The 17559-nt window shown below is 52.9% G+C and carries 18 protein-coding genes; 9 read left to right on the top strand and 9 right to left on the bottom strand.

Features of this window, described 5'->3' with window-relative positions:
* Positions 1–234 (top strand): hypothetical protein, encoded by a 234-nt coding sequence (locus WC612_04820; protein ID MFA6280093.1) that lies wholly within the window; start codon positions 1–3, stop codon positions 232–234.
* Between the two features lie 28 nt (positions 235–262).
* Here WC612_04820 and WC612_04825 read toward each other — a convergent pair whose 3' ends face one another.
* Positions 263–991, bottom strand: a complete 729-nt coding sequence (locus WC612_04825; GenBank protein MFA6280094.1) for a metallophosphoesterase — start codon at positions 989–991, stop codon at positions 263–265.
* 370 nt (positions 992–1361) lie between these two features.
* Between WC612_04825 and WC612_04830 the strand changes: the two genes are divergently transcribed.
* From WC612_04830 to WC612_04840, 3 genes are all read left to right on the top strand, one after another.
* Entirely contained in the window at positions 1362–3092 is a 1731-nt protein-coding gene (locus tag WC612_04830) for a 2-isopropylmalate synthase (protein MFA6280095.1), read from the top strand.
* 97 nt (positions 3093–3189) lie between these two features.
* Complete coding sequence (locus tag WC612_04835) at positions 3190–3450, top strand: exodeoxyribonuclease VII small subunit (GenBank protein MFA6280096.1); 261 nt, start codon at positions 3190–3192, stop codon at positions 3448–3450.
* Positions 3451–3484: 34 nt separating this feature from the next.
* Positions 3485–4384, top strand: coding sequence for a polyprenyl synthetase family protein (locus WC612_04840; GenBank protein ID MFA6280097.1), 900 nt, complete (start codon positions 3485–3487; stop codon positions 4382–4384).
* Between the two features lies 1 nt (position 4385).
* Here WC612_04840 and WC612_04845 read toward each other — a convergent pair whose 3' ends face one another.
* Both WC612_04845 and WC612_04850 read right to left on the bottom strand, forming a co-directional pair.
* Positions 4386–4706 carry a hypothetical protein gene (locus tag WC612_04845; protein MFA6280098.1) on the bottom strand — a complete coding sequence of 107 codons (321 nt, stop codon included), beginning with the start codon at positions 4704–4706 and terminating at the stop codon, positions 4386–4388.
* 91 nt (positions 4707–4797) lie between these two features.
* Positions 4798–5418: a hypothetical protein gene (locus tag WC612_04850; GenBank protein ID MFA6280099.1), complete on the bottom strand. Its 621-nt coding sequence runs from the start codon at positions 5416–5418 to the stop codon at positions 4798–4800.
* Between the two features lie 435 nt (positions 5419–5853).
* On the opposite strand from WC612_04850, the gene WC612_04855 reads away from it, so the two are divergent.
* From WC612_04855 to WC612_04875, 5 genes are all read left to right on the top strand, one after another.
* Positions 5854–7155 (top strand): transcription antitermination factor NusB, encoded by a 1302-nt coding sequence (locus WC612_04855; GenBank protein ID MFA6280100.1) that lies wholly within the window; start codon positions 5854–5856, stop codon positions 7153–7155.
* A gap of 304 nt (positions 7156–7459) precedes the next feature.
* A complete protein-coding gene (locus WC612_04860) occupies positions 7460–8365 on the top strand; it encodes a PhnD/SsuA/transferrin family substrate-binding protein (GenBank protein MFA6280101.1) in 906 nt (301 codons plus the stop codon).
* A gap of 179 nt (positions 8366–8544) precedes the next feature.
* A complete protein-coding gene (rpe, locus tag WC612_04865; protein ID MFA6280102.1) occupies positions 8545–9204 on the top strand; it encodes a ribulose-phosphate 3-epimerase in 660 nt (219 codons plus the stop codon).
* 20 nt (positions 9205–9224) lie between these two features.
* Positions 9225–10856, top strand: coding sequence for a heparinase II/III family protein (locus WC612_04870; protein MFA6280103.1), 1632 nt, complete (start codon positions 9225–9227; stop codon positions 10854–10856).
* Positions 10853–11491, top strand: coding sequence for a hypothetical protein (locus WC612_04875; GenBank protein MFA6280104.1), 639 nt, complete (start codon positions 10853–10855; stop codon positions 11489–11491). Before WC612_04870 ends, WC612_04875 begins: the two co-directional genes overlap by 4 nt.
* A gap of 557 nt (positions 11492–12048) precedes the next feature.
* Here WC612_04875 and WC612_04880 read toward each other — a convergent pair.
* The 6 genes from WC612_04880 to WC612_04905 all read right to left on the bottom strand — a co-directional run bounded on the left by WC612_04880 (position 12049) and on the right by WC612_04905 (position 17524).
* Positions 12049–12921, bottom strand: coding sequence for a GNAT family N-acyltransferase (locus tag WC612_04880; GenBank protein ID MFA6280105.1), 873 nt, complete (start codon positions 12919–12921; stop codon positions 12049–12051).
* Between the two features lie 488 nt (positions 12922–13409).
* Positions 13410–13862, bottom strand: a complete 453-nt coding sequence (locus WC612_04885) for a MucR family transcriptional regulator (GenBank protein MFA6280106.1) — start codon at positions 13860–13862, stop codon at positions 13410–13412.
* Positions 13863–14023: 161 nt separating this feature from the next.
* On the bottom strand, positions 14024–14707 hold the full coding sequence (locus tag WC612_04890) for an ABC transporter ATP-binding protein (GenBank protein MFA6280107.1): 684 nt from the start codon (positions 14705–14707) through the stop codon (positions 14024–14026).
* A complete protein-coding gene (locus WC612_04895; protein MFA6280108.1) occupies positions 14700–15956 on the bottom strand; it encodes a lipoprotein-releasing ABC transporter permease subunit in 1257 nt (418 codons plus the stop codon). The genes WC612_04890 and WC612_04895 overlap by 8 nt, the downstream gene beginning before the upstream one ends.
* A gap of 34 nt (positions 15957–15990) precedes the next feature.
* Positions 15991–16524 carry a hypothetical protein gene (locus tag WC612_04900; protein ID MFA6280109.1) on the bottom strand — a complete coding sequence of 178 codons (534 nt, stop codon included), beginning with the start codon at positions 16522–16524 and terminating at the stop codon, positions 15991–15993.
* The gene (locus tag WC612_04905; GenBank protein MFA6280110.1) at positions 16517–17524 is read right to left on the bottom strand and encodes a hypothetical protein; all 1008 of its coding nucleotides are present in this window, start codon (positions 17522–17524) and stop codon (positions 16517–16519) included. Before WC612_04905 ends, WC612_04900 begins: the two co-directional genes overlap by 8 nt.
* Positions 17525–17559: the final 35 nt, after the last annotated feature.

The following is a 17559-nucleotide window of genomic DNA, read 5'->3' on the forward strand; positions in this document are numbered from 1 at the left end:
ATGCACAATAGACAGTGTGGCGTTTCTGAAGATCAAGATGATGGCAGTGTCATTATCCCATCGCTTTTAAGATCGACCAGCAATGGCTTCGGAGCCGTTTGTGTTGGTGGTTCATCGAATCTGGGAACAGGTGAGCAAAAGCAACTCGCCGGAAGCAGGCCTTCTATGCAAAAACGCCGTCTTATGCGTCGCGCCAAGCATCGCAAGGGTAAGTTGTTGTATATGTTCGGTTAAGACGCGAAGGGCGGAGCGGGCGTAGTTATTACGTCTGTAAAAACGTGCGCTCCGTGCCATCCAAAATAAGGCAGGTCAGGTGGCCAGAGGCATAGGCTCCTGTATCGATGCCGACGCGGTTAGCTCTGATGTCAGGTTCGGGACTAATGGTGTGGCCATGCACGACGACCTTGCCGAAGTCGGCGGTTGAGGCCAGAAAATCGCCGCGCACCCACATTTGATCCTGCGGCTTTTGCTTTTCCAATGAAATACCCGCCCGCACGCCCGCGTGGACGAAATAATAATCGCCATAAGTTACGGCGAAGAGCGTATCTTCCAAAAACGCGCGATGGGCGGGGGGCACTTTTTCCACAAGGCTTTTGTGCAGCACGTCCATCTTGTTTTCTTTGACTCCTCCAAAAACGCTTAGGCCATAACTGGCCGCCGTGGCCGTGCCTCCTAATTGCAGCCAAACGGGGGCGACCGATAAATCGCCCTTGATCATATCCAGCAGCATGTTGTCATGGTTGCCGCGCAAAAAGATGGGGGCAAGGCCTGCGGCAAAGCCGCCCGTCAGGCGCTCAATCACGCCGCGCGAGTCAAGGCCGCGATCAACATAGTCGCCAAGGAAGATCAGCTTCCCCTTTTTGTCCGCATGGTTTGTGGCGTCCGCCTCGATCATCGCCAGAAGACGGTCGAGCAAGTCTAGGCGGCCATGAATATCGCCGACGGCATAAAGCCGCGTGGCGGCGGGCGTGGAAGGACGGGTCTTGTTCATAGGGCCTATTCTAACCGTCCCCCTTTAAAAGCGCGATAGTCTTGTGAACAAAAAACAGATATTTTGGGTAACCCTGCCGTCATGTTGCCCCCTTCGTCATCCCGCATCTACGTTCCGCTAACGCGTCACTTCGTGCGGGATGACGCTATTCTTGGGATAGGTTTATACAAAAGAGCTAATAGTTTCTCCTTGAAATAAGGCTGTTTTTGTGGATACTTGTTCTTATGACGAAGCCAAGCAGCCCTTTCACCATGAACACCGCGCTCTCTTTGAGCCTCGCGGCGCTGCTTCTTGCGCGTTCAGCGCGCACATAAGGCTTCCTTTCCCCCAAGCTATCGGACTCCCTTTTTAAACAGCAACGGTGATTGCCATGTTGAAACAGCCATGCCTGAAATATAGGCGCTTTGCGGCTATGCCCTTTCCTCAAAGGACGTGGCCGAATAAGATCATAACCCAAGCTCCCATCTGGGCCAGCAGCGATTTAAGAGATGGCAATCAGGCCATTAAAAAGCCGATGGATGTCGTCACAAAACTGGCCTTTTTCGAAAGACTCTGCGCGATAGGGTTTAAGGAAATCGAGGTCGGTTTTCCTTCGGCCTCGGAGATTGATTTTGCGGTTGTGCGCACGTTGATCGAGCAGGATTTGATCCCCAGGGATGTTTGCATCGGGGGCTTAACCGCGGCTGTCCCCGAGCAGATTGATAAAACGATTGAGGCTTTGGCAGGGGCGAAACGTGCCAACATCCATGTATTTGTCGGCACGTCGCCTCAATTCCGTGACACTGTTTTTAAAAAGTCAAAAGCAGAAATCATGCAGATGGCGATCACGCATGTCCGTTACATTAAAGAGCAAGTGGCCCGCCATCCCGAAACGGAATGGGTGCTGCAATTCAGTCCAGAGGCTTTCTCGCAAACGGAAATGCCCTTTATTTGTGATGTGTGCAATGCCGTCGTTGACGTTTGGGGGGCAACGCCTGAACGCAAAGTCATCTTGAATCTGCCGGCAACGGTTGAGGCTTGCTCCCCCAACCAGTACGCGGACATGATCGAATGGGTGGGCAGCCATCTGGAAAAGCGCGACAGCTCTGTGTTGAGTTTGCACACCCACAATGATCGTGGGACGGCTGTGGCGGCGGCGGAAATGAGCCTGTTGGCAGGCGCGGATCGCGTCGAAGGCTGTTTGCTGGGCAATGGGGAGCGTACAGGCAATATGGATTTGGTCACGCTGGCCTTGAATCTGTATGGGCAAGGGGTTGATCCCAAGCTGGATTTTTCGAACTTGGAGGAGACGAAAAAATTCGTTGAATCCTGTACGGGGATCCCGACGCATGCACGCCATCCTTATGCGGGCGACTTGGTCTTTACGGCCTATTCGGGAACCCACCAAGGCGCGATCAAAAAAGGGCTGGCGGCGATGGAGACCAAGGCTTTTTGGGATGTTCCCTACTTGCTGATCGATCCCAAAGACATCGGGTATGGCTATGACAAGCTCATTCGCGTCAACAGTCAGTCCGGCAAAGGGGGCGTAGCCTATCAGTTGGAAACGCATTACGGCGTGCTGCTGCCCAAGGCGATGGAAAAGCCCTTTAGCCTTGTCGTTCAAAAGGAGGCCGAGGCCACGGGGGCCGAGGTCGATCCCCGAAGGATTTGGGAAATCTTCCATCAAGAATACCTGAATGACCCACGCGCGGTGGTTCGCTATGTCGGCCATACCTTGTGCGACGCGCCGGATTCGGGGCTTCAGGGCGTATCGTTGACGGTCGCTGTCAAAGGGCAAGAGATGACATTCCAAGGCGAAGGCAATGGCCCGATTGATGCGGCTGTTCATGCCTTGGCGTTGCCCGTCGATGTTCGCGTGTATGAAGAGCGCTCTTTGGGGCAGGGGTCTAACGCGCCCGCCTTGGCTTGGGTCGAGATGGCCGCGAAGGGTCAGGCCGCTCCGTTTTTCGGTGTGGGCCTTAACGACAACACCGTCACGGCGTCGATTCAGGCCGTTGTCAGTGCCGTCAATCAGGCCGTTAAACAGGGTGGCGTTGACATAACCGTGCCTTGCCGTAAGGCACGGCCTCAAACAAAAGGGGTTCAAAAGCTGATTGTTTAAGAAAAAGCAAGGGACGGTTCTTAACGGGGCTGTCCCTTGCCTTTTTCCTGTTTGCGCCCTCTTGTGCTTTGCGGGTTTAGCCCGTAAAGTCCCGCCCATGACGAAAACAACCGATCCTCAGGGGCTTGCCTTGCCGCCCGACATTGCGGCGATGAGCTTTGAAGAAGCGATGGCCGAGTTAGAGAAACTTGTCCGCCAGCTTGAAGATGGTCGTGCCAAGCTTGACGACGCCATCGGCGCGTATGAGCGCGGCGCGCTTCTTAAACGCCATCTTGCGGCCAAGCTGCAAGAGGCGCAAACGCGCATCGAGTCCATCACGGTACTGGATGACGGCTCGGTCAAAACGTCCCCCCTTTAACCCGCTTGTTTTAAGAAAAAGAGAAAAGACCACCATGCCTTCGATCAGCCCCTCCCTTTCTGCCGCCATGGTTCATGCGGCGTCTTCTGTCGTTGAAACGATGGAGCGTATCCTTCCCAAGTCCGAGTTTGCCGAACAGAAACTGTTCGATGCCATGCGCTACAGCGTTCTTGGCGGCGGCAAGCGCTTGCGTCCGTTTCTCGTCTTGAACACCGCGCAGATTTTCGGCGTGGATGAAGATTGTGCCCTTCGCGCGGCGGCGGCCATCGAATGTCTGCACTGCTATTCTTTGGTGCATGATGATTTGCCCGCCATGGACAATTCCGAGCTGCGTCGTGGCCAGCCGACAGTGCATATCAAATTTGATGAAGCGACAGCCGTGTTGGCGGGTGATGCCTTGCTGACCATCGCGTTTGAGATTCTGGCCGATCCCCGCACGCATGAGGATCCCAATGTGCGCTGTGCGTTGGTGTCGGCGCTGGCGCGGGCGTCGGGTGCGAATGGCATGATTGGGGGGCAGATGCTCGACCTTATCGCCGAAACGACGGCGCTCGATATCGGCGCGATCACGCGCTTGCAGCGCATGAAAACGGGCGAGTTGATTGCTTGCTCCACCGAATTGGGCGGCCTTTTGGGTAAGGCCTCACAGCAGCATTTGGCGGCGCTTCGTGCCTATGCGCATGATCTGGGCCTCGCGTTTCAGATTATCGACGATCTTTTGGATGCCGAAGGCACACCAGGGGAAACGGGCAAGCCGACAGGGCGCGATGAAAAGGCGGGCAAGGCGACGTTCGTTACCATCCTTGGCGCTGACCGCGCTCGTCATCAGGCGAAACTTTTGTCCGAGCAAGCTATTCAGCATCTTAGCATTTTCGAAGGCCGCGCCAAAAACCTTGAGGACGTCGCCCGCTTTGTCGTGGATCGCAAGGCCTAACTTAACCGGCAATCAAACTGCGAAGCCATGCCACAAAGGTTCTTTTGGGAGGTCTTTTAGGAGCGTGGGGTTTTGCGGCTTTGGGGTGGCTCTTGGCGACGAAGGTCAGAATTTCCGCTTTTGTAAGGTGGCGTGGTTTTTGATCATCCTCGCAACGGGCTACAAGAACAGCGGCCACCGAAGGCCACTGTTTTTTGATTTCAGAGGGTTCTTTGACCGTCACACTAGTGCCATCTGGACTTAACTCCCCTAAAATGAGATAGGGAAAACAGGCATAGCCTGTGTCTGTGCAGCCCGCAGGGCCAAAATAGGCGTCTGTCATGAAAAGCCTCCAAATGTTGACATAGCGCCACTCCAAAAGCCCCAAAAGTGCGACCGCGCTCCGCGCGGACAGAAAGAAAATGATTAAATAACTAGAGGGTTAACGCCGTACGCACCATGAGGCTAGGCGCACGATTGAAGTCTATAAGGCTCCAGTCGCGGTCCCCGCCCCTGAAAGCGACGATCCGTACATCGAAAGGACTGCCGGGACGGGGCGAACTGGTTAAAACCCATCCGGCATATTTAAACATTTTCTTAAATGCGCCTTTGTTTCTCTTTTCGTACGCTGCATATACAATATCAAACGGTGCGATAACCGTTTTACCTTTGCGCAACCCCTGTCTCGCATCATAGGTATACGGATCAGCAACGTATCCATTCTGTAGATTACCTGTCATTTTCACGGTTTGATTGAACGTCAGATCATCATTTGTTAGATCAACAACAAAGATGGGTTTTTCGCCTACGCCATTCCCCAAATCAAAGTAGCCAAGGAACAAACCTTCTTCATTACCATATTTTTTACCGATATACGAATCCGAGATTCTTACCGAATTCTCAGTGACTGCGGTTGTCGAAGTGACGGATGCGCCGACAGAAACCATGTTTGTCGGTGGAACAAGTTGGTCGACTATGTCTCTAACCTCGTCAGGAGACTCAGTAATAAGGGCTGTTAAAAAAGCCCTCCCGGCGGCGGTAATTTTGCATGACATAAAAAACTCCTATAAAAAATATGTTCGACCATGATTATTGAGAGGCGACAGGATGAAAGCAATAAGAATCTATAATTAATTTTCAGAAGCTTGAACGCACCAATACACACACCAAGTGTCCCTTTTTCTTATTTTATGCCCCATTTTAATAAGAAGAGGGTTCTTAAGCCGTCCCCTTTATCATAATTTAACAAAATTCCTTGTAAATGGCCTGCGCCTAGCGAATAAAAAGGAAGTATATCCAAAACAGGTCAAGAGTTGATCATTGGAACAAAACAAACGGGATGCCCGCTTTCGCGGGCATGACGGGGTTTTTGTTTTGTTTTAATCCTACTCGCGTCATCCCCGCGAAAGCGGGGATCCCGTTTTCTTTTGACTATCTTGCTCAATTATCCCAACTCTTGAAGCGGAAGGGATATATGTTAAAGGATTCCTATGAAAAAAGCAGAAATCACCTCCCGCGCTATTGCCTTTGATATTTTGCAAATGGTTTTGCGAAAGGGGCAGGCCTTAGATGAAGTTATGGCGCGTCATGAGCCTCTCTCCGCCTTGGAAAAACGTGACCGCGCTTTTGTCCACGCCCTTGTGGCCTGCACGCTCCGGCGCTTGGGACAGATTGACGCGGCGGTTAAGGCTTGCCTTGAAAAACCGCAAGAGGTCAAAGCTATTGTTATGGATCTTTTGCGTCTTGGCGCGGCGCAAATCTTGTTTTTGGGAACGCCCCATCACGCCGCCGTCGATACGATTGTCGAGGTTGCGGCGGCGGGCAGTGCTACCCTTCCTTACAAAGGCTTGATCAACGCCGTTTTGCGTCGCCTGACCCGCGAGGGAGAAGCGATGGTCAAGGCGCAAGATGCCGCGCGGCTTAACACGCCCGATTGGCTCTGGCTGTCGTGGCGGCAGGCTTATGGAACAGCGTTGGCGCGGGAAATCGCGCTGGCTCATTTAGGGGAAGCGCAGACCGATCTTTCGGTCAAAAGCGATCCGCAGGATTGGGCGAAAAAGCTTGGTGCGACCTTGCTGCCGACGGGAAGCCTGCGCCTTGATGGTGGCGTCGCGATTCAGGATTTGGAAGGATTTGAGGAAGGCGCGTGGTGGGTACAAGATGCCGCTGCGGCGATTCCCGCCACACTTTTAAAGGACATTGATGGCCACCGTGTTATGGATCTTTGCGCCGCTCCGGGTGGAAAAACATTACAACTCGCCGCGCGCGGCGCGCGCGTGTCAGCGGTGGATCGCTCGGAAAAGCGGCTTGTACGGCTGAATGAAAATCTGGCGCGAACCAAGCTGGAAGCTGCTGTTTTTTGCGCTGATGCGTTGACTCTCAAGCTGGGCGATAAGGTGCATAATGTTCTTTTGGATGCGCCGTGCAGCGCGACGGGCACAATCCGCCGTCATCCCGATGTGCAGCGCCTTAAGACGCCAGAGGATGTAACGCGTATGGCCGATTTGCAGCGCCGTCTTTTGGATCATGTGGCGGCGGATGTTTTGGCCGCAGACGGCACGATGATCTATGCCGTCTGCTCCTTGCAGCCCGAAGAGGCCGAGGGGCAGGTGGAGGCTTTCCTAGAACGCCACCCGCGATTCAGGCGCGATCCCATTCTGGCCGAAGAAATTGGGGAAAGCAGCGCCCTCTTGACGCCCGTAGGCGATGTTCGCTGCCTGCCCTGTCACTGGCCAGAAAAGGGTGGCCTTGATGGCTTTTTCGTGGCAAGGTTAACAAAAAGAGGAGCTTAGCCCCCATAACCTTGTTGGGGGTGGTTTTTTTGGCAATCGATTCAATTGGTTGCCATTGTGTGTTGTAGCCTACGTCAGATAAAATGATTCAAAAAAACGGGATCCCCGCTTTCGCGGGGATGACGGTAAGGGGTTAAATTAAAACATAAATCCTGTCATTCCCGCGCCCTCGTCCCGCCGCGCTTGCGGCGGGCGAAAGGGCAAAGCGGGAATCCAGTTTGTTTTCTTTTTTTATGATCACTTTATCGGAGATAGGCTATAAGAATTTCTTTACTTAACGATCCTATCCTGACGCCTTCACTTTTTGTCGTTTTCTTCCTGTCCCTTAACCAATGAGGTTCTTTCCATAAAAAAAACAGCCCTTTTACTATCGCTCTCTCTTTTTCTGATACCGTCTTTCGCCCAGGCGGCGGTTAATTTTGGCGTTGCCTTTAATCGGGGTGAGCTGAAATGCCGCGAGGAATGGGCTGAAATGATCCGCTATCTTGAAAAAGAAGTAGGGGAACCCGTCACTTTATTTCCTGTCAACATCGACTCGGCTATTCAGGCTTTTACCGATAAAAAAGTTGATTATCTTGTGACCAACCCCGTGATCGCTGTCGTTATTCACGAAAAACACAGGGCGCAACCGTTGGTGTCGATGAACACCAAAAAGGGAACTGAGTTTGGAGGAGTCATCTTTGCCAACAAGGCCAGCGGCATCACGAAGCCTGAAGACATGAAGGGCAAGAAAGTCATGTCCTATACCAAGGACTCGGCTGGCGCGTACACTTTTCAGGTTTATGAGCTGATGAAAAAGGGGATCAATCCGGAAAAGGATTTTGCCTCTTTTGTCATTGCCAAAAAACAGGATAGCATTGCTCTGGCGGTGAAGGCTGGCTTATTCGATGCTGGCTTTGCCCGCACGGGCATCTTGGAAGCGCTAGTTAAAAGCGGTGCGGTCAGCATGGATGATTTCGTGATCGTCAATCAGGTCAAGGATGCCTTCCCCGAAGTGCATTCAACGCCGCTTTATCCCGAATGGATGATCCTTGCGCAAGAGGGGGCCGACCCTGCTATCACACAGAAGCTCAAGACCGTGCTTTTGGGTGTGAAGGCCGATTCGCCTGAAGCGCAAAAAGCCGAGATCCAAGGGTTTGTTGCACCGCTTGATCTTGCTGCGCTGACGACAGTTCTGAAAGAGCTTAAGGCCCCACCTTTTGATCAATAAGAGATGTTTTGAAAGCCCCTTTGTTTCACGGCTACGAAATCAGGTTAACAAACGCCTTAAAATCACCCTCCCACATGGGGCGGGCGATTTTTATGACATTCTCCTTCGTCATTAACCTAAGTTCGTGTTTTTGAACAGAAGCTCTTGTTTTTTATAGGGCTAGACCTTAGGGTCTTGTCATGAAACAAACCCTGCGCCTTGCCCCGTCCATTCTCTCTGCCGATTTTTCCTGTTTGGGGGAGGAGGTTCGCGCTATCGATAAGGCTGGCGCGGATTTGATCCATATCGATGTGATGGATGGCCATTTCGTTCCGAACCTGACCATCGGCCCTGCCGTTGTTCAGGCGCTGCGTCCCCACACCGCCAAGTTGTTCGATGTCCATCTTATGATTGCGCCAGCCGATCCCTTTATCGAGGCCTTTGCCAAGGCAGGCGCGGATATCATCACGGTGCATCCGGAAAGCGGCCCTCATCTGCACCGCACGCTTCAAACCATTAAGGCCTTGGGCAAGAAGGCGGGCGTGGCCCTTAATCCCGCGACGTCCTTGTCCGTGATCGAAGGCCTTTGGGGTGATATCGATCTTGTGCTGGTGATGTCGGTGAATCCCGGATTTGGCGGGCAGTCCTTTATCGACTCCCAACTTGAAAAAATTAAAGCGCTGCGGGCGATGATCGATGCCAGCGGGCGCGTTATTGATCTTGAGGTTGATGGCGGGATCAATATAGAAACAGCGCCGCAAGTGGTTTTGGCTGGAGCCGATATACTGGTGGCGGGTACGGCCGCATTTGCCGGCGGCGCGGCGCGATATGCTGCCAATCTGGCCGCGCTGCGCGGTTAAACAAGGGGACTTGGGCGCGTATGGATAATAGCCCCGTTAAGATGCTTCAACAAATCAGACGGCGCGTTCAGGCCGTTACTTATGGCAACCCTCTTTATCGCCTGATGCTTGATCAAGGCTCTGTGCCGGATCGGTTGAGGCTTTCCATCCCTGATCCTTGGCCGGGTGATGCCAAGCTAGGGCAGGCGCTGATCGCCAGTCAGCCCGCTCTTTTTGATGATGCAGCTCCCTTTGGCGAGATGGGGCGGAAAAGCCTTCTTACGTTTGATTTTCTGCGCGATCTGCGGGCGGTCGGGAGCGATCTGGCGCGGCGTAAGGCCGTTTCCATGATTCACGAATGGCTAGAGGATCAAGAAGAATGGGATGAAGATGCGTGGGCCCCCGATGTGCTGGGCGCACGCCTTGCCAACTGGATTGCCTTTTTTGACTTTTATGGCAGTGCGGCCAGTCATGACTTTACGAAGAAAATGATTGTCAGCATGGTGCGCCAATTGCGCCATTTGATCCATGTCGCACCCGCCCACTTAACGGGGATTGAAGGACTTTGCGCGATCAAGGGGCTGGTCTATGGCGGTCTGGCGTTGATTGATGGGCAGCGAGCCTTGGGAATCGCGCTGACTCTACTGACCCGCCAGATCGATGCCGAAGTTTTGCCCGATGGCGGCACTGTTTTTCGCAATCCCGTCCTTCATGCCGAGATGCTGCGTCTTTTGATCGATTTGCGCACGGCTTTGCGCGTGGCACAGATGGAAATGCCCGCCGAGTTGACCTTGGCAATTGCGCGGATGGTTCCCGCGCTTAAGTTTTTCCGGCATGGCGATGGGGGGCTTGCGCTGTTTAATGGCGCACGCGAAGGGTCGGCGCTGACCCTTGATGCGACCTTGACGATGGCCGAGGTTAAGGGGCGCGTTCTCAAGCGCCTTGCCCATATGGGCTATGAGCGTTTGACAGCAGGGCGCAGCCTTCTTTTGGTGGATAGTGCTGGCCCGCCGCCGCGCCCTTATGATCAAGGGGCGCATGCGGGCCTTATGAGCTTTGAGTTTAGCGTTGGGCGCGAGCGTCTGATCACCAATTGCGGCGCACTAGAAAATCACGACCCTGCATGGCGGCGAGCCTTGGCGGCGACGGCGGCGCACAACACGGTGACACTGGGGGATACCAACGCGTGCGAGGTGTTGGTAGAGGGCGGAATAGGGCATCGTCCCCGCACCGTGGATTTGCAGCGCTATGAGCAAGAAGGCGTGCAATATGTCGATATGACTCATGACGGTTATGCGCCACGCCAGCGCGTCATGCTACAGCGTGTGCTGGCCTTGACGGAAGAGGGTGACGAGCTGCGCGGCAAAGATGTTCTGATGGGGGCCTCGGGCCGCGATTTTACGGTGCGCTGGCATATCCACCCCGATGTGAACGTGATGCTGGCGCAAGGCGGCGGCTCGGCGTTGCTTCGCACGCCTTCGGGCAGCGGGTGGCGCTTTCGGGTTCATGGAAGGTTTGGAGAAGGATTAGGGCTGGAGGCAAGCGTCTATTGCGCTCACGGGGCTCCTCGTCGTACGCTCCAGTTGTTTGTGACGGGGCGGACAACCGAGGAGCCGTTGTTTGTGGAATGGACGCTAACCCGCGAAAAAACAAAGAAAGGCAGTCGGGCATGAAAACGATTTCTTTAAAGACCAGTCAGCGTGGGTTCTCTCTGACAGAAACGGCCATTGTTTTTGGCGTGATAGGGTTAGTTCTGGCGGCCATTTGGGCGACAGCCAGTGTCGTGCGTGAGCGGCAACCCATTCAAGACACGGTTCAGCTTGTGACCGAAATTGCCAACAATGTGCGTGGCGTTTATTCGGGTTTTTCCAACTCTACGGCCGCGCCCCCGTCGACGCCGAGTGCGCAGGTTGCCGCTGGTCTTTTTCCTGACAGTGTCGTCAATAAGGCTGAGGATGATACCATCAATGCATGGGGTGGGACGTTTTTAATCCAGTTTCCTGCTGCGCCGCGCTATGGCTTTTCGATTGAGATGACCTTGCCCGCCACGATGGACAAAACCGATAGGCTTACAGCTTGTCTTGGGATGATTACGCGCTTACCTGCCACGGCGACGAATTATGGGGGTGGCTTTGCGGGGTCGCTTCCATCAGGATTGGTCGCGATTGACCCTACGCAAAATAATTCTCCTTCTCTTGCTTTTGTTCGCAATGGCGGGGCATGGGTGCCTGTCACGAAAAAAAGCGTCAATCAGATTACGACTGATACGACGGACTGCACTGGCGTCGCATTTTATTATAAGCTTTAGACGTTTTTTCGTCATCCCGCGCCCCTCTACGCCCTTCGGGCTTCGCGGGGCAGGCAGCGGATGGCGCGGAAGCGTCATACCAACCGCTATAATAAACGACACATGGACGGACGAACCCACTGCGTCATCCCGCTGACCCTGCTTCGCTCTGACGAGCTTCGCAGGGCTGAAGCCTAGCCCGGCGAAGCTGCGGAGCAGCGTAGACGGGAAAGCGGGATCCAGCGCCGCGCCCCGTGTCAAGCACGGGGCAGGCTAGCGCGGCATAATACCAAAAAGCGAATGAAGTGACTCGTAGAGAAAAAACAAACGGGATTCCCGCTTTGCCCTTTCGCCCGCCGCAAGTGCGGTGGGACGAGGGCGCGGGAATGACGGTGTTTTTTATGGCGATATTTCCCTTTAGCGTCATCCCCGCGAAAGCGGGGATCCCGTTTTTCTTGTTGTTTTTGCGTGTCAGTTCATAGGCGGATTGGTATAAGACTCTTATGCGCCGTGGACATGGCGCGACTGGATACCGGCCTTCGCCGGTATGACGGAAAAAGACCTTAATAAAATGGGCTTTAGACGCTTCCGTTTTCGCGTTCTTCCATGCGCTCATAGTGGCGCAGATAGCGATCCGTGATCAGCTCGGTACGAAAGATAATGCACACGTCAATCGTGTTGAACTGTTGATCGATGTACGCGCCGTCGCCAATGGCGCAGCCCACGCGCAGATAGCCCTTGATCAAGGGCGGCAGGGCGGCAAGGCCCGCTTTGGGATCCAGCTTGACGATATTGTTAAACTCTAGGCTGTCCAGCGCGGCTTCGGGATCAAAGGCTTCCTTGGGCAGGCGGTTCATCTCCACATACACATCCGGCAAAGCGCGGGCGCGAAGCGCGGGCGGCGCTAGGTGATAGTGATACAAATAGGATAACGCGATCTTGTGGTCTTCGGGATCGGTTCCGTGAAGGCTGGCGCAGCCGAACATCAGTTTGATGTTGTGGCGGAACATATAGGCGGCAAGGCCTTTCCACAAAATGTTCATCACAATGCCCGTGCGATAATCCTTATGAATGCACGAGCGACCCAGCTCTAGAATCTCGCCCTCATAGTTAAGCAGGGGGGTGATATCAAACTCGCTGGCGGAATAGAACGCGCCGTTCTTGGCTGCGGCCTCGCGGCGGATCAGGCGATAGGTTCCCACAACTTTCCGCTCGGCCTCTAGCGCGTTGTCGATAACCAGCAAATGTTCACAGTAATCGTCCATAGCATCGAAGTCGCGCCTTTGCGCCTCAACCTCTGGGGAGGGACGTGCGCCCATCTCTTCGAAAAAGACTTGATAGCGAAGCTTTTGGGCGGCGATGATTTCTTGGGGGGATTCCGCCATCCTGACTTGAAGGGAGCCAACGGTCAGGTCTTTTTCAAGCAAGGCGAGAAGTTTTTCTTGGCGCATAACTATCCTTTGTCAGGCGATGGAATCGGAGCTGGGATCAATAAAAAAAGCGCCCGCTTTCTATATCATGGGCGTTCGCGTGGCGCAAAGCCTGAAAAGGAACAGAGGTCTGATGTTCCAAACTGCCTTAAAAAACAAGGGCCTTGCATGAAAATAGACCTCTTGCATAACCTTTAAGAACCATGTCATGCCCGCCCCCGCCTTCGCGAGGACAGGCTCCGGCGGGCATCTAGGGGGTTCAACACCCAAGTTTATCGCCCAGTCCCCTAGACCCCCGCCTGCGGGGGGGGGGGACAAAAAATGGGTTACGCAAGAGGTCTTATCTAAACGGAAACTGCTCTAGTGGTGGAAACGACAGGAGATGGATCCCCCTGCGCTGCTTCGCAGCTTCGGCGCGACAGGTTGCCGCGCTCCCGTTGGTCGCTCGCAATGACGGGAGATATTATGGAAATTACTCGATTTGGCTATAAAGTGCTGCCCGCCGCTGTTTAGGCTGCCTTCTTACCGGTGCGACGCGCTGTGCCAAGGCCGATTTGCTTGGCCAGCTTGCTTCGCTGCTTGGCGTAGTTGGGCGCGACCATGGGGTAATCGGCGCCAAGGCCCCAGCGCTCGCGATATTGTTCAGGGGTCATGTTGTAGGCGGTCTTTAGGTGACGCTTGAGCATCTTCAGTTTTTTGCCGTCTTCAAGACAAACAATGTATTCCGGCATCACCGATTTGCGAACGGGAACGGCAGGATCGGGACGCGCTTCGGGCGCGGCGATGTTCGCGCCAAGGCGCGACAGGTTTTGATAGATAGTCGCCATCACGGCAGGAAGCTCGGCGGCGCTGACGGTGTTGTGGCCGACATAGGCGGCAATAATCTGAGCGGCCAAAGTCAAAACTTTTTCGTTGCTGGCGATCTCGCCGCTTGATTTTTCAACGGCATGTTTCTCGGACATTATAACTCTCCTCAATAGGGCAAAGGTCGAATCTTAGGCGCTTTTACGGCGCGGGTGCAGATGTATGCCTCCCGTTTGTCTTTGTTGTCAAGGGCGGGAAGGGCACTATTTCTGCCCTTTTATTAAAAGGACTAATCAAGAAAAGGGAGAAAGAAAAAGAATTATTGTATTACGGCTAATAATCCGTCTTTTAATTCACAGGCGTGATCCATGCGTGCCGCCAGCGCGTGATTGTGGGTGGCCATGAGCAAACCAAGGCCTTGATGGCTGACAAGGTCTTGCAAGATGGCAAAGACATGATCGGCCGTGTGGGGATCAAGGTTGCCCGTTGGTTCATCCGCAATCAAAAGGGCGGGGCGATTGGCTAAGGCGCGGGCGATGGCGATGCGTTGTTGCTCACCGCCCGAAAGCTGCGAGGGGCGATGACTGGCGCGGGCGCTTAAGTCGATGAGGGACAAAAGTTCATCGGCGCGTTTGCCTGCATCCTGTCGCTTCACACCCGCGATCATCTGGGGGAGCATGATGTTTTCACGCGCCGTAAATTCGGGCAGCAAATGATGATATTGATAGACGAAGCCGATGGCTTGCCGCCTAAGCGCGGTGCGTCCTTCGTCGCCAAGACTGTCTGCCTTTTGTCCGTCGATCAAAATTGCGCCTTCATCCGGCTTTTCCAAAAGCCCCGCGATTTGCAAAAGCGTGGATTTGCCAGAGCCGGACGGGCCGATCAGGGCAACTTTCTCGCCACGCTCGATGGTCAGTTGGCAACCGCGCAGAACATCCAGCTTGCCTTCGCCTTGCGTAAAGCTGCGGCGAATGTCTTGAAGGTGAAGGGCGGGACTACTCATAGCGCAAAGCCTCCACGGGGTCGAGACGCGCCGCCCGCCAAGAGGGATAGAGCGTAGCAAGGAAGGAAAGCGTTAACGCCATGACGGCAACCTGCGTGACCTCACCCCAGTCCAGAACGGCGGGCAGGTGCGAGAGAAAATAAATCTCAGCCGAAAACAAATCGGTTCCCGTCATTTTCTGCAAGGCTTGACGAATAAACTCGATATTTTTGGCAAAGGCGATGCCCAAAGCAAGGCCAACGCCTGTTCCCAAAACGCCGATGGACGCGCCCGCTAAAAAGAAGATACGCATGACCATGCCGCGCGTTGCGCCCATGGTGCGCAGGATCGCGATGTCGTGGCCTTTGTCTTTGACCAGCATAATCAGGCCAGAGATAATGTTAAACGCGGCCACCAGAATGATGAGGGTGAGGATGAGGAACATCACGTTCTTTTCTACCTGAAGCGCGGTGAAGAAGCTGGAGTGGCTTTGCTGCCAATCCAAAAGGCGCGTGGGTGTGCTGCCCAGCGCCTCAACAACCGCCATCTTCGTATGATCGAATTTGTAGGGCTGCGTGATGAAAATCTCTAGCGCCGTTATGCCGCCAAACGTGCGGAAGAACGTCTGGGCTTCTTGCAAGGGCATAAAGACAAAGCCGTTGTCATATTCATACATGCCCACGTCAAAAATCACGCCGATGGGGTACGCCTTCATGCGCGGGGCCGAGCCGAACACCGTCGCCTTACTGGTGGGGGAAATGAGAGTCAGGCTGTCGCCGACATGAAGGCCAAGGCGCTGTGCCATGCGTGCGCCAATCGCGATCTTGTCGCCGTTAAAATTGGCCAGCGAGCCTTCGGCGATATGCGTTTTGATAATAGTGCGACTCGCAAAGACCTCTGGCAAAATGCCGCGCACCATCGCGCCCGATGCTTCGCCTCTGGCTGTCACCAGCGCTTGTCCCTCGACGGAAGGCGACACTTCCAAAACTTGCGGCACGGCGCGGATTTTGGCGGCCAGCGCGTCATAGTCCGTGAGGGGGAGGCCGTCTTGGCTATACACATTCAGATGGCCGTTTAGACCAAGGACGCGGTCGAATAATTCGGCGCGAAAGCCGTTCATCACCGCCATCACAATGATGAGCGTGGCCACGCCAAGCCCGATGCCCAGCAGCGAAAACCAGCTAATGACCGAGATAAAACCCTCTTGCCGCCTTGCGCGCAAATAGCGAAAGGCCACCATGGTTTCAAAGGGGGAGAAAGGGGTCATCATGTGATAAATCCAGCGAGTTCAAGGGGGCTTATGCTTAGTTCCCGTTCTTAAATTTATATGAAAACTTTTCAATTTCAGTTTTGAAATTGGAAATCTCATGCAAGTGGCTGGGGGTTTTTGTGAGTTTATAAGAAGCGTTTGCCTTTTTCTCCATGCTAACCAAATTTCCTGCTTTGCCTGTAACAACATCGGCTTTTGACCAGACACCAAAGTACAAATTTGCTGGGCACACACCCAAACATAGCAATGCTTGATATTCTCGATGGTATCTAATGTGATTGAATTGAAAGTGATTGCTCGTATCTTCAGTGGCTGTTTTTAATTCAAATTCAATGTCATTAATTTTAATATCCCAAGGGCTTTGTGAAAGTCGTTTTCCATTGGAATTCAGGGGAAATGAACATGGGATGATTAATTGGGCACACAATCTTTCTATAAAGGTTTGACCGACACTTCCCACCTTTGTATTGTTAATTGTTTTAATTTTTCCCAAAATGGCGCCATCCCATTTTTTTTCATTATCGAACTCTGTCAACACAGAAGCAAATAGGCCTATAAAATCACACATCTGTAAACCCCGCTTCTGTTAGAACGGCCCTAATATGACACATGCTTATATGACGACAATTATGGCTAGCAAGATTACTGTGTTTTTTCCAGTCGGCCTTGCGAAGGATTTTTATAATCTCGCGTTTTTTCTTCTTAATAACCATCCCATAACCACACACATATCGGACTTGGTCAAAACTAGTAACAAGAGTTGGAGGATTGGTATAAAAAGTCCGTTGCAAAAAGAAATCAGCTTCACTTAATCTTGTTTGCCCACAAAGACGTTCTTTCCTCATATCTACGGTGAATAAGTCAATATATTGATCACAAGTTTTTGGGGCAGGTTTAGTGTTTCCTTCCTTGCGTGCCCATATTTGCCATAGAGCATTAACTTTGACGCTTTTCCCATCAACGCTCACAAAACTATCGGGTGGCAATGGCGAAGAGTGAATAAGGTTTAGTCCTTTCACCCTATCCTGTACATTGCTTTTCCCCCTGCTTTGAAAGGCCATAGGAACGATAAACCCAACGTAATCAGAAAACAAGGACGCGTGATTTAGAAAGGCCAACGCAAGCCAAGCCCTATACCCGAAGGGGGGGTTTCCTATAGAGGCATAGCGATAGCCGTTCTTTTTAGGCCCCCACGAGAGAAAGTCGCTTAAGATAAATTCTGGCCTATAATTGAAAACATCAATTCCAATACGACGATCATCTGGCAATAAATCATAAAAAGCCCCAAGACCAGCAGAAGGCTCTACAAACTTATAATGAGATATGTCTTCGCCCTGTGCGTTCATGTGCTTTATCAAAGATTTCCAGCATTTTTCTGCAACATCTGGACGCGTGAAAAATTGATCTAATCCTACATTCTCAACGTCAACCCATGTGGGTATATAATCACTGTTTTTCCATGCCTTGTTTCGAATTTTTACGGCAACATCAAGTTCATTTGGTTTGTTAATTTGATGGCCCCGAATTTTGGAGGTAATTTGATCAAGCATCGTGGGCTGAAAGGACATAACAAACTTTCCTATGCTGTAAGGGGGGCTTGATA

The organism is Bdellovibrionales bacterium, assembly GCA_041662785.1.
GTDB lineage: Bacteria > Pseudomonadota > Alphaproteobacteria > UBA9219 > UBA9219 > UBA8914.

What these genes read in the sequence shown, in the direction of transcription:
- WC612_04835 (MFA6280096.1), top strand. Translation starts at nt 3,190, where the DNA reads ATGACGAAAACAACCGATCCTCAGGGGCTTGCCTTGCCGCCCGACATT.
- WC612_04850 (MFA6280099.1), bottom strand. Translation starts at nt 5,418, where the DNA reads ATGTCATGCAAAATTACCGCCGCCGGGAGGGCTTTTTTAACAGCCCTT.
- WC612_04895 (MFA6280108.1), bottom strand. Translation starts at nt 15,956, where the DNA reads ATGATGACCCCTTTCTCCCCCTTTGAAACCATGGTGGCCTTTCGCTAT.
- WC612_04845 (MFA6280098.1), bottom strand. Translation starts at nt 4,706, where the DNA reads ATGACAGACGCCTATTTTGGCCCTGCGGGCTGCACAGACACAGGCTAT.
- WC612_04885 (MFA6280106.1), bottom strand. Translation starts at nt 13,862, where the DNA reads ATGTCCGAGAAACATGCCGTTGAAAAATCAAGCGGCGAGATCGCCAGC.
- WC612_04880 (MFA6280105.1), bottom strand. Translation starts at nt 12,921, where the DNA reads ATGCGCCAAGAAAAACTTCTCGCCTTGCTTGAAAAAGACCTGACCGTT.
- WC612_04820 (MFA6280093.1), top strand. Translation starts at nt 1, where the DNA reads ATGCACAATAGACAGTGTGGCGTTTCTGAAGATCAAGATGATGGCAGT.
- WC612_04905 (MFA6280110.1), bottom strand. Translation starts at nt 17,524, where the DNA reads ATGTCCTTTCAGCCCACGATGCTTGATCAAATTACCTCCAAAATTCGG.
- WC612_04840 (MFA6280097.1), top strand. Translation starts at nt 3,485, where the DNA reads ATGCCTTCGATCAGCCCCTCCCTTTCTGCCGCCATGGTTCATGCGGCG.
- WC612_04830 (MFA6280095.1), top strand. Translation starts at nt 1,362, where the DNA reads ATGTTGAAACAGCCATGCCTGAAATATAGGCGCTTTGCGGCTATGCCC.
- WC612_04900 (MFA6280109.1), bottom strand. Translation starts at nt 16,524, where the DNA reads ATGTGTGATTTTATAGGCCTATTTGCTTCTGTGTTGACAGAGTTCGAT.
- WC612_04855 (MFA6280100.1), top strand. Translation starts at nt 5,854, where the DNA reads ATGAAAAAAGCAGAAATCACCTCCCGCGCTATTGCCTTTGATATTTTG.
- WC612_04875 (MFA6280104.1), top strand. Translation starts at nt 10,853, where the DNA reads ATGAAAACGATTTCTTTAAAGACCAGTCAGCGTGGGTTCTCTCTGACA.
- WC612_04870 (MFA6280103.1), top strand. Translation starts at nt 9,225, where the DNA reads ATGGATAATAGCCCCGTTAAGATGCTTCAACAAATCAGACGGCGCGTT.
- WC612_04825 (MFA6280094.1), bottom strand. Translation starts at nt 991, where the DNA reads ATGAACAAGACCCGTCCTTCCACGCCCGCCGCCACGCGGCTTTATGCC.
- WC612_04890 (MFA6280107.1), bottom strand. Translation starts at nt 14,707, where the DNA reads ATGAGTAGTCCCGCCCTTCACCTTCAAGACATTCGCCGCAGCTTTACG.
- rpe (MFA6280102.1), top strand. Translation starts at nt 8,545, where the DNA reads ATGAAACAAACCCTGCGCCTTGCCCCGTCCATTCTCTCTGCCGATTTT.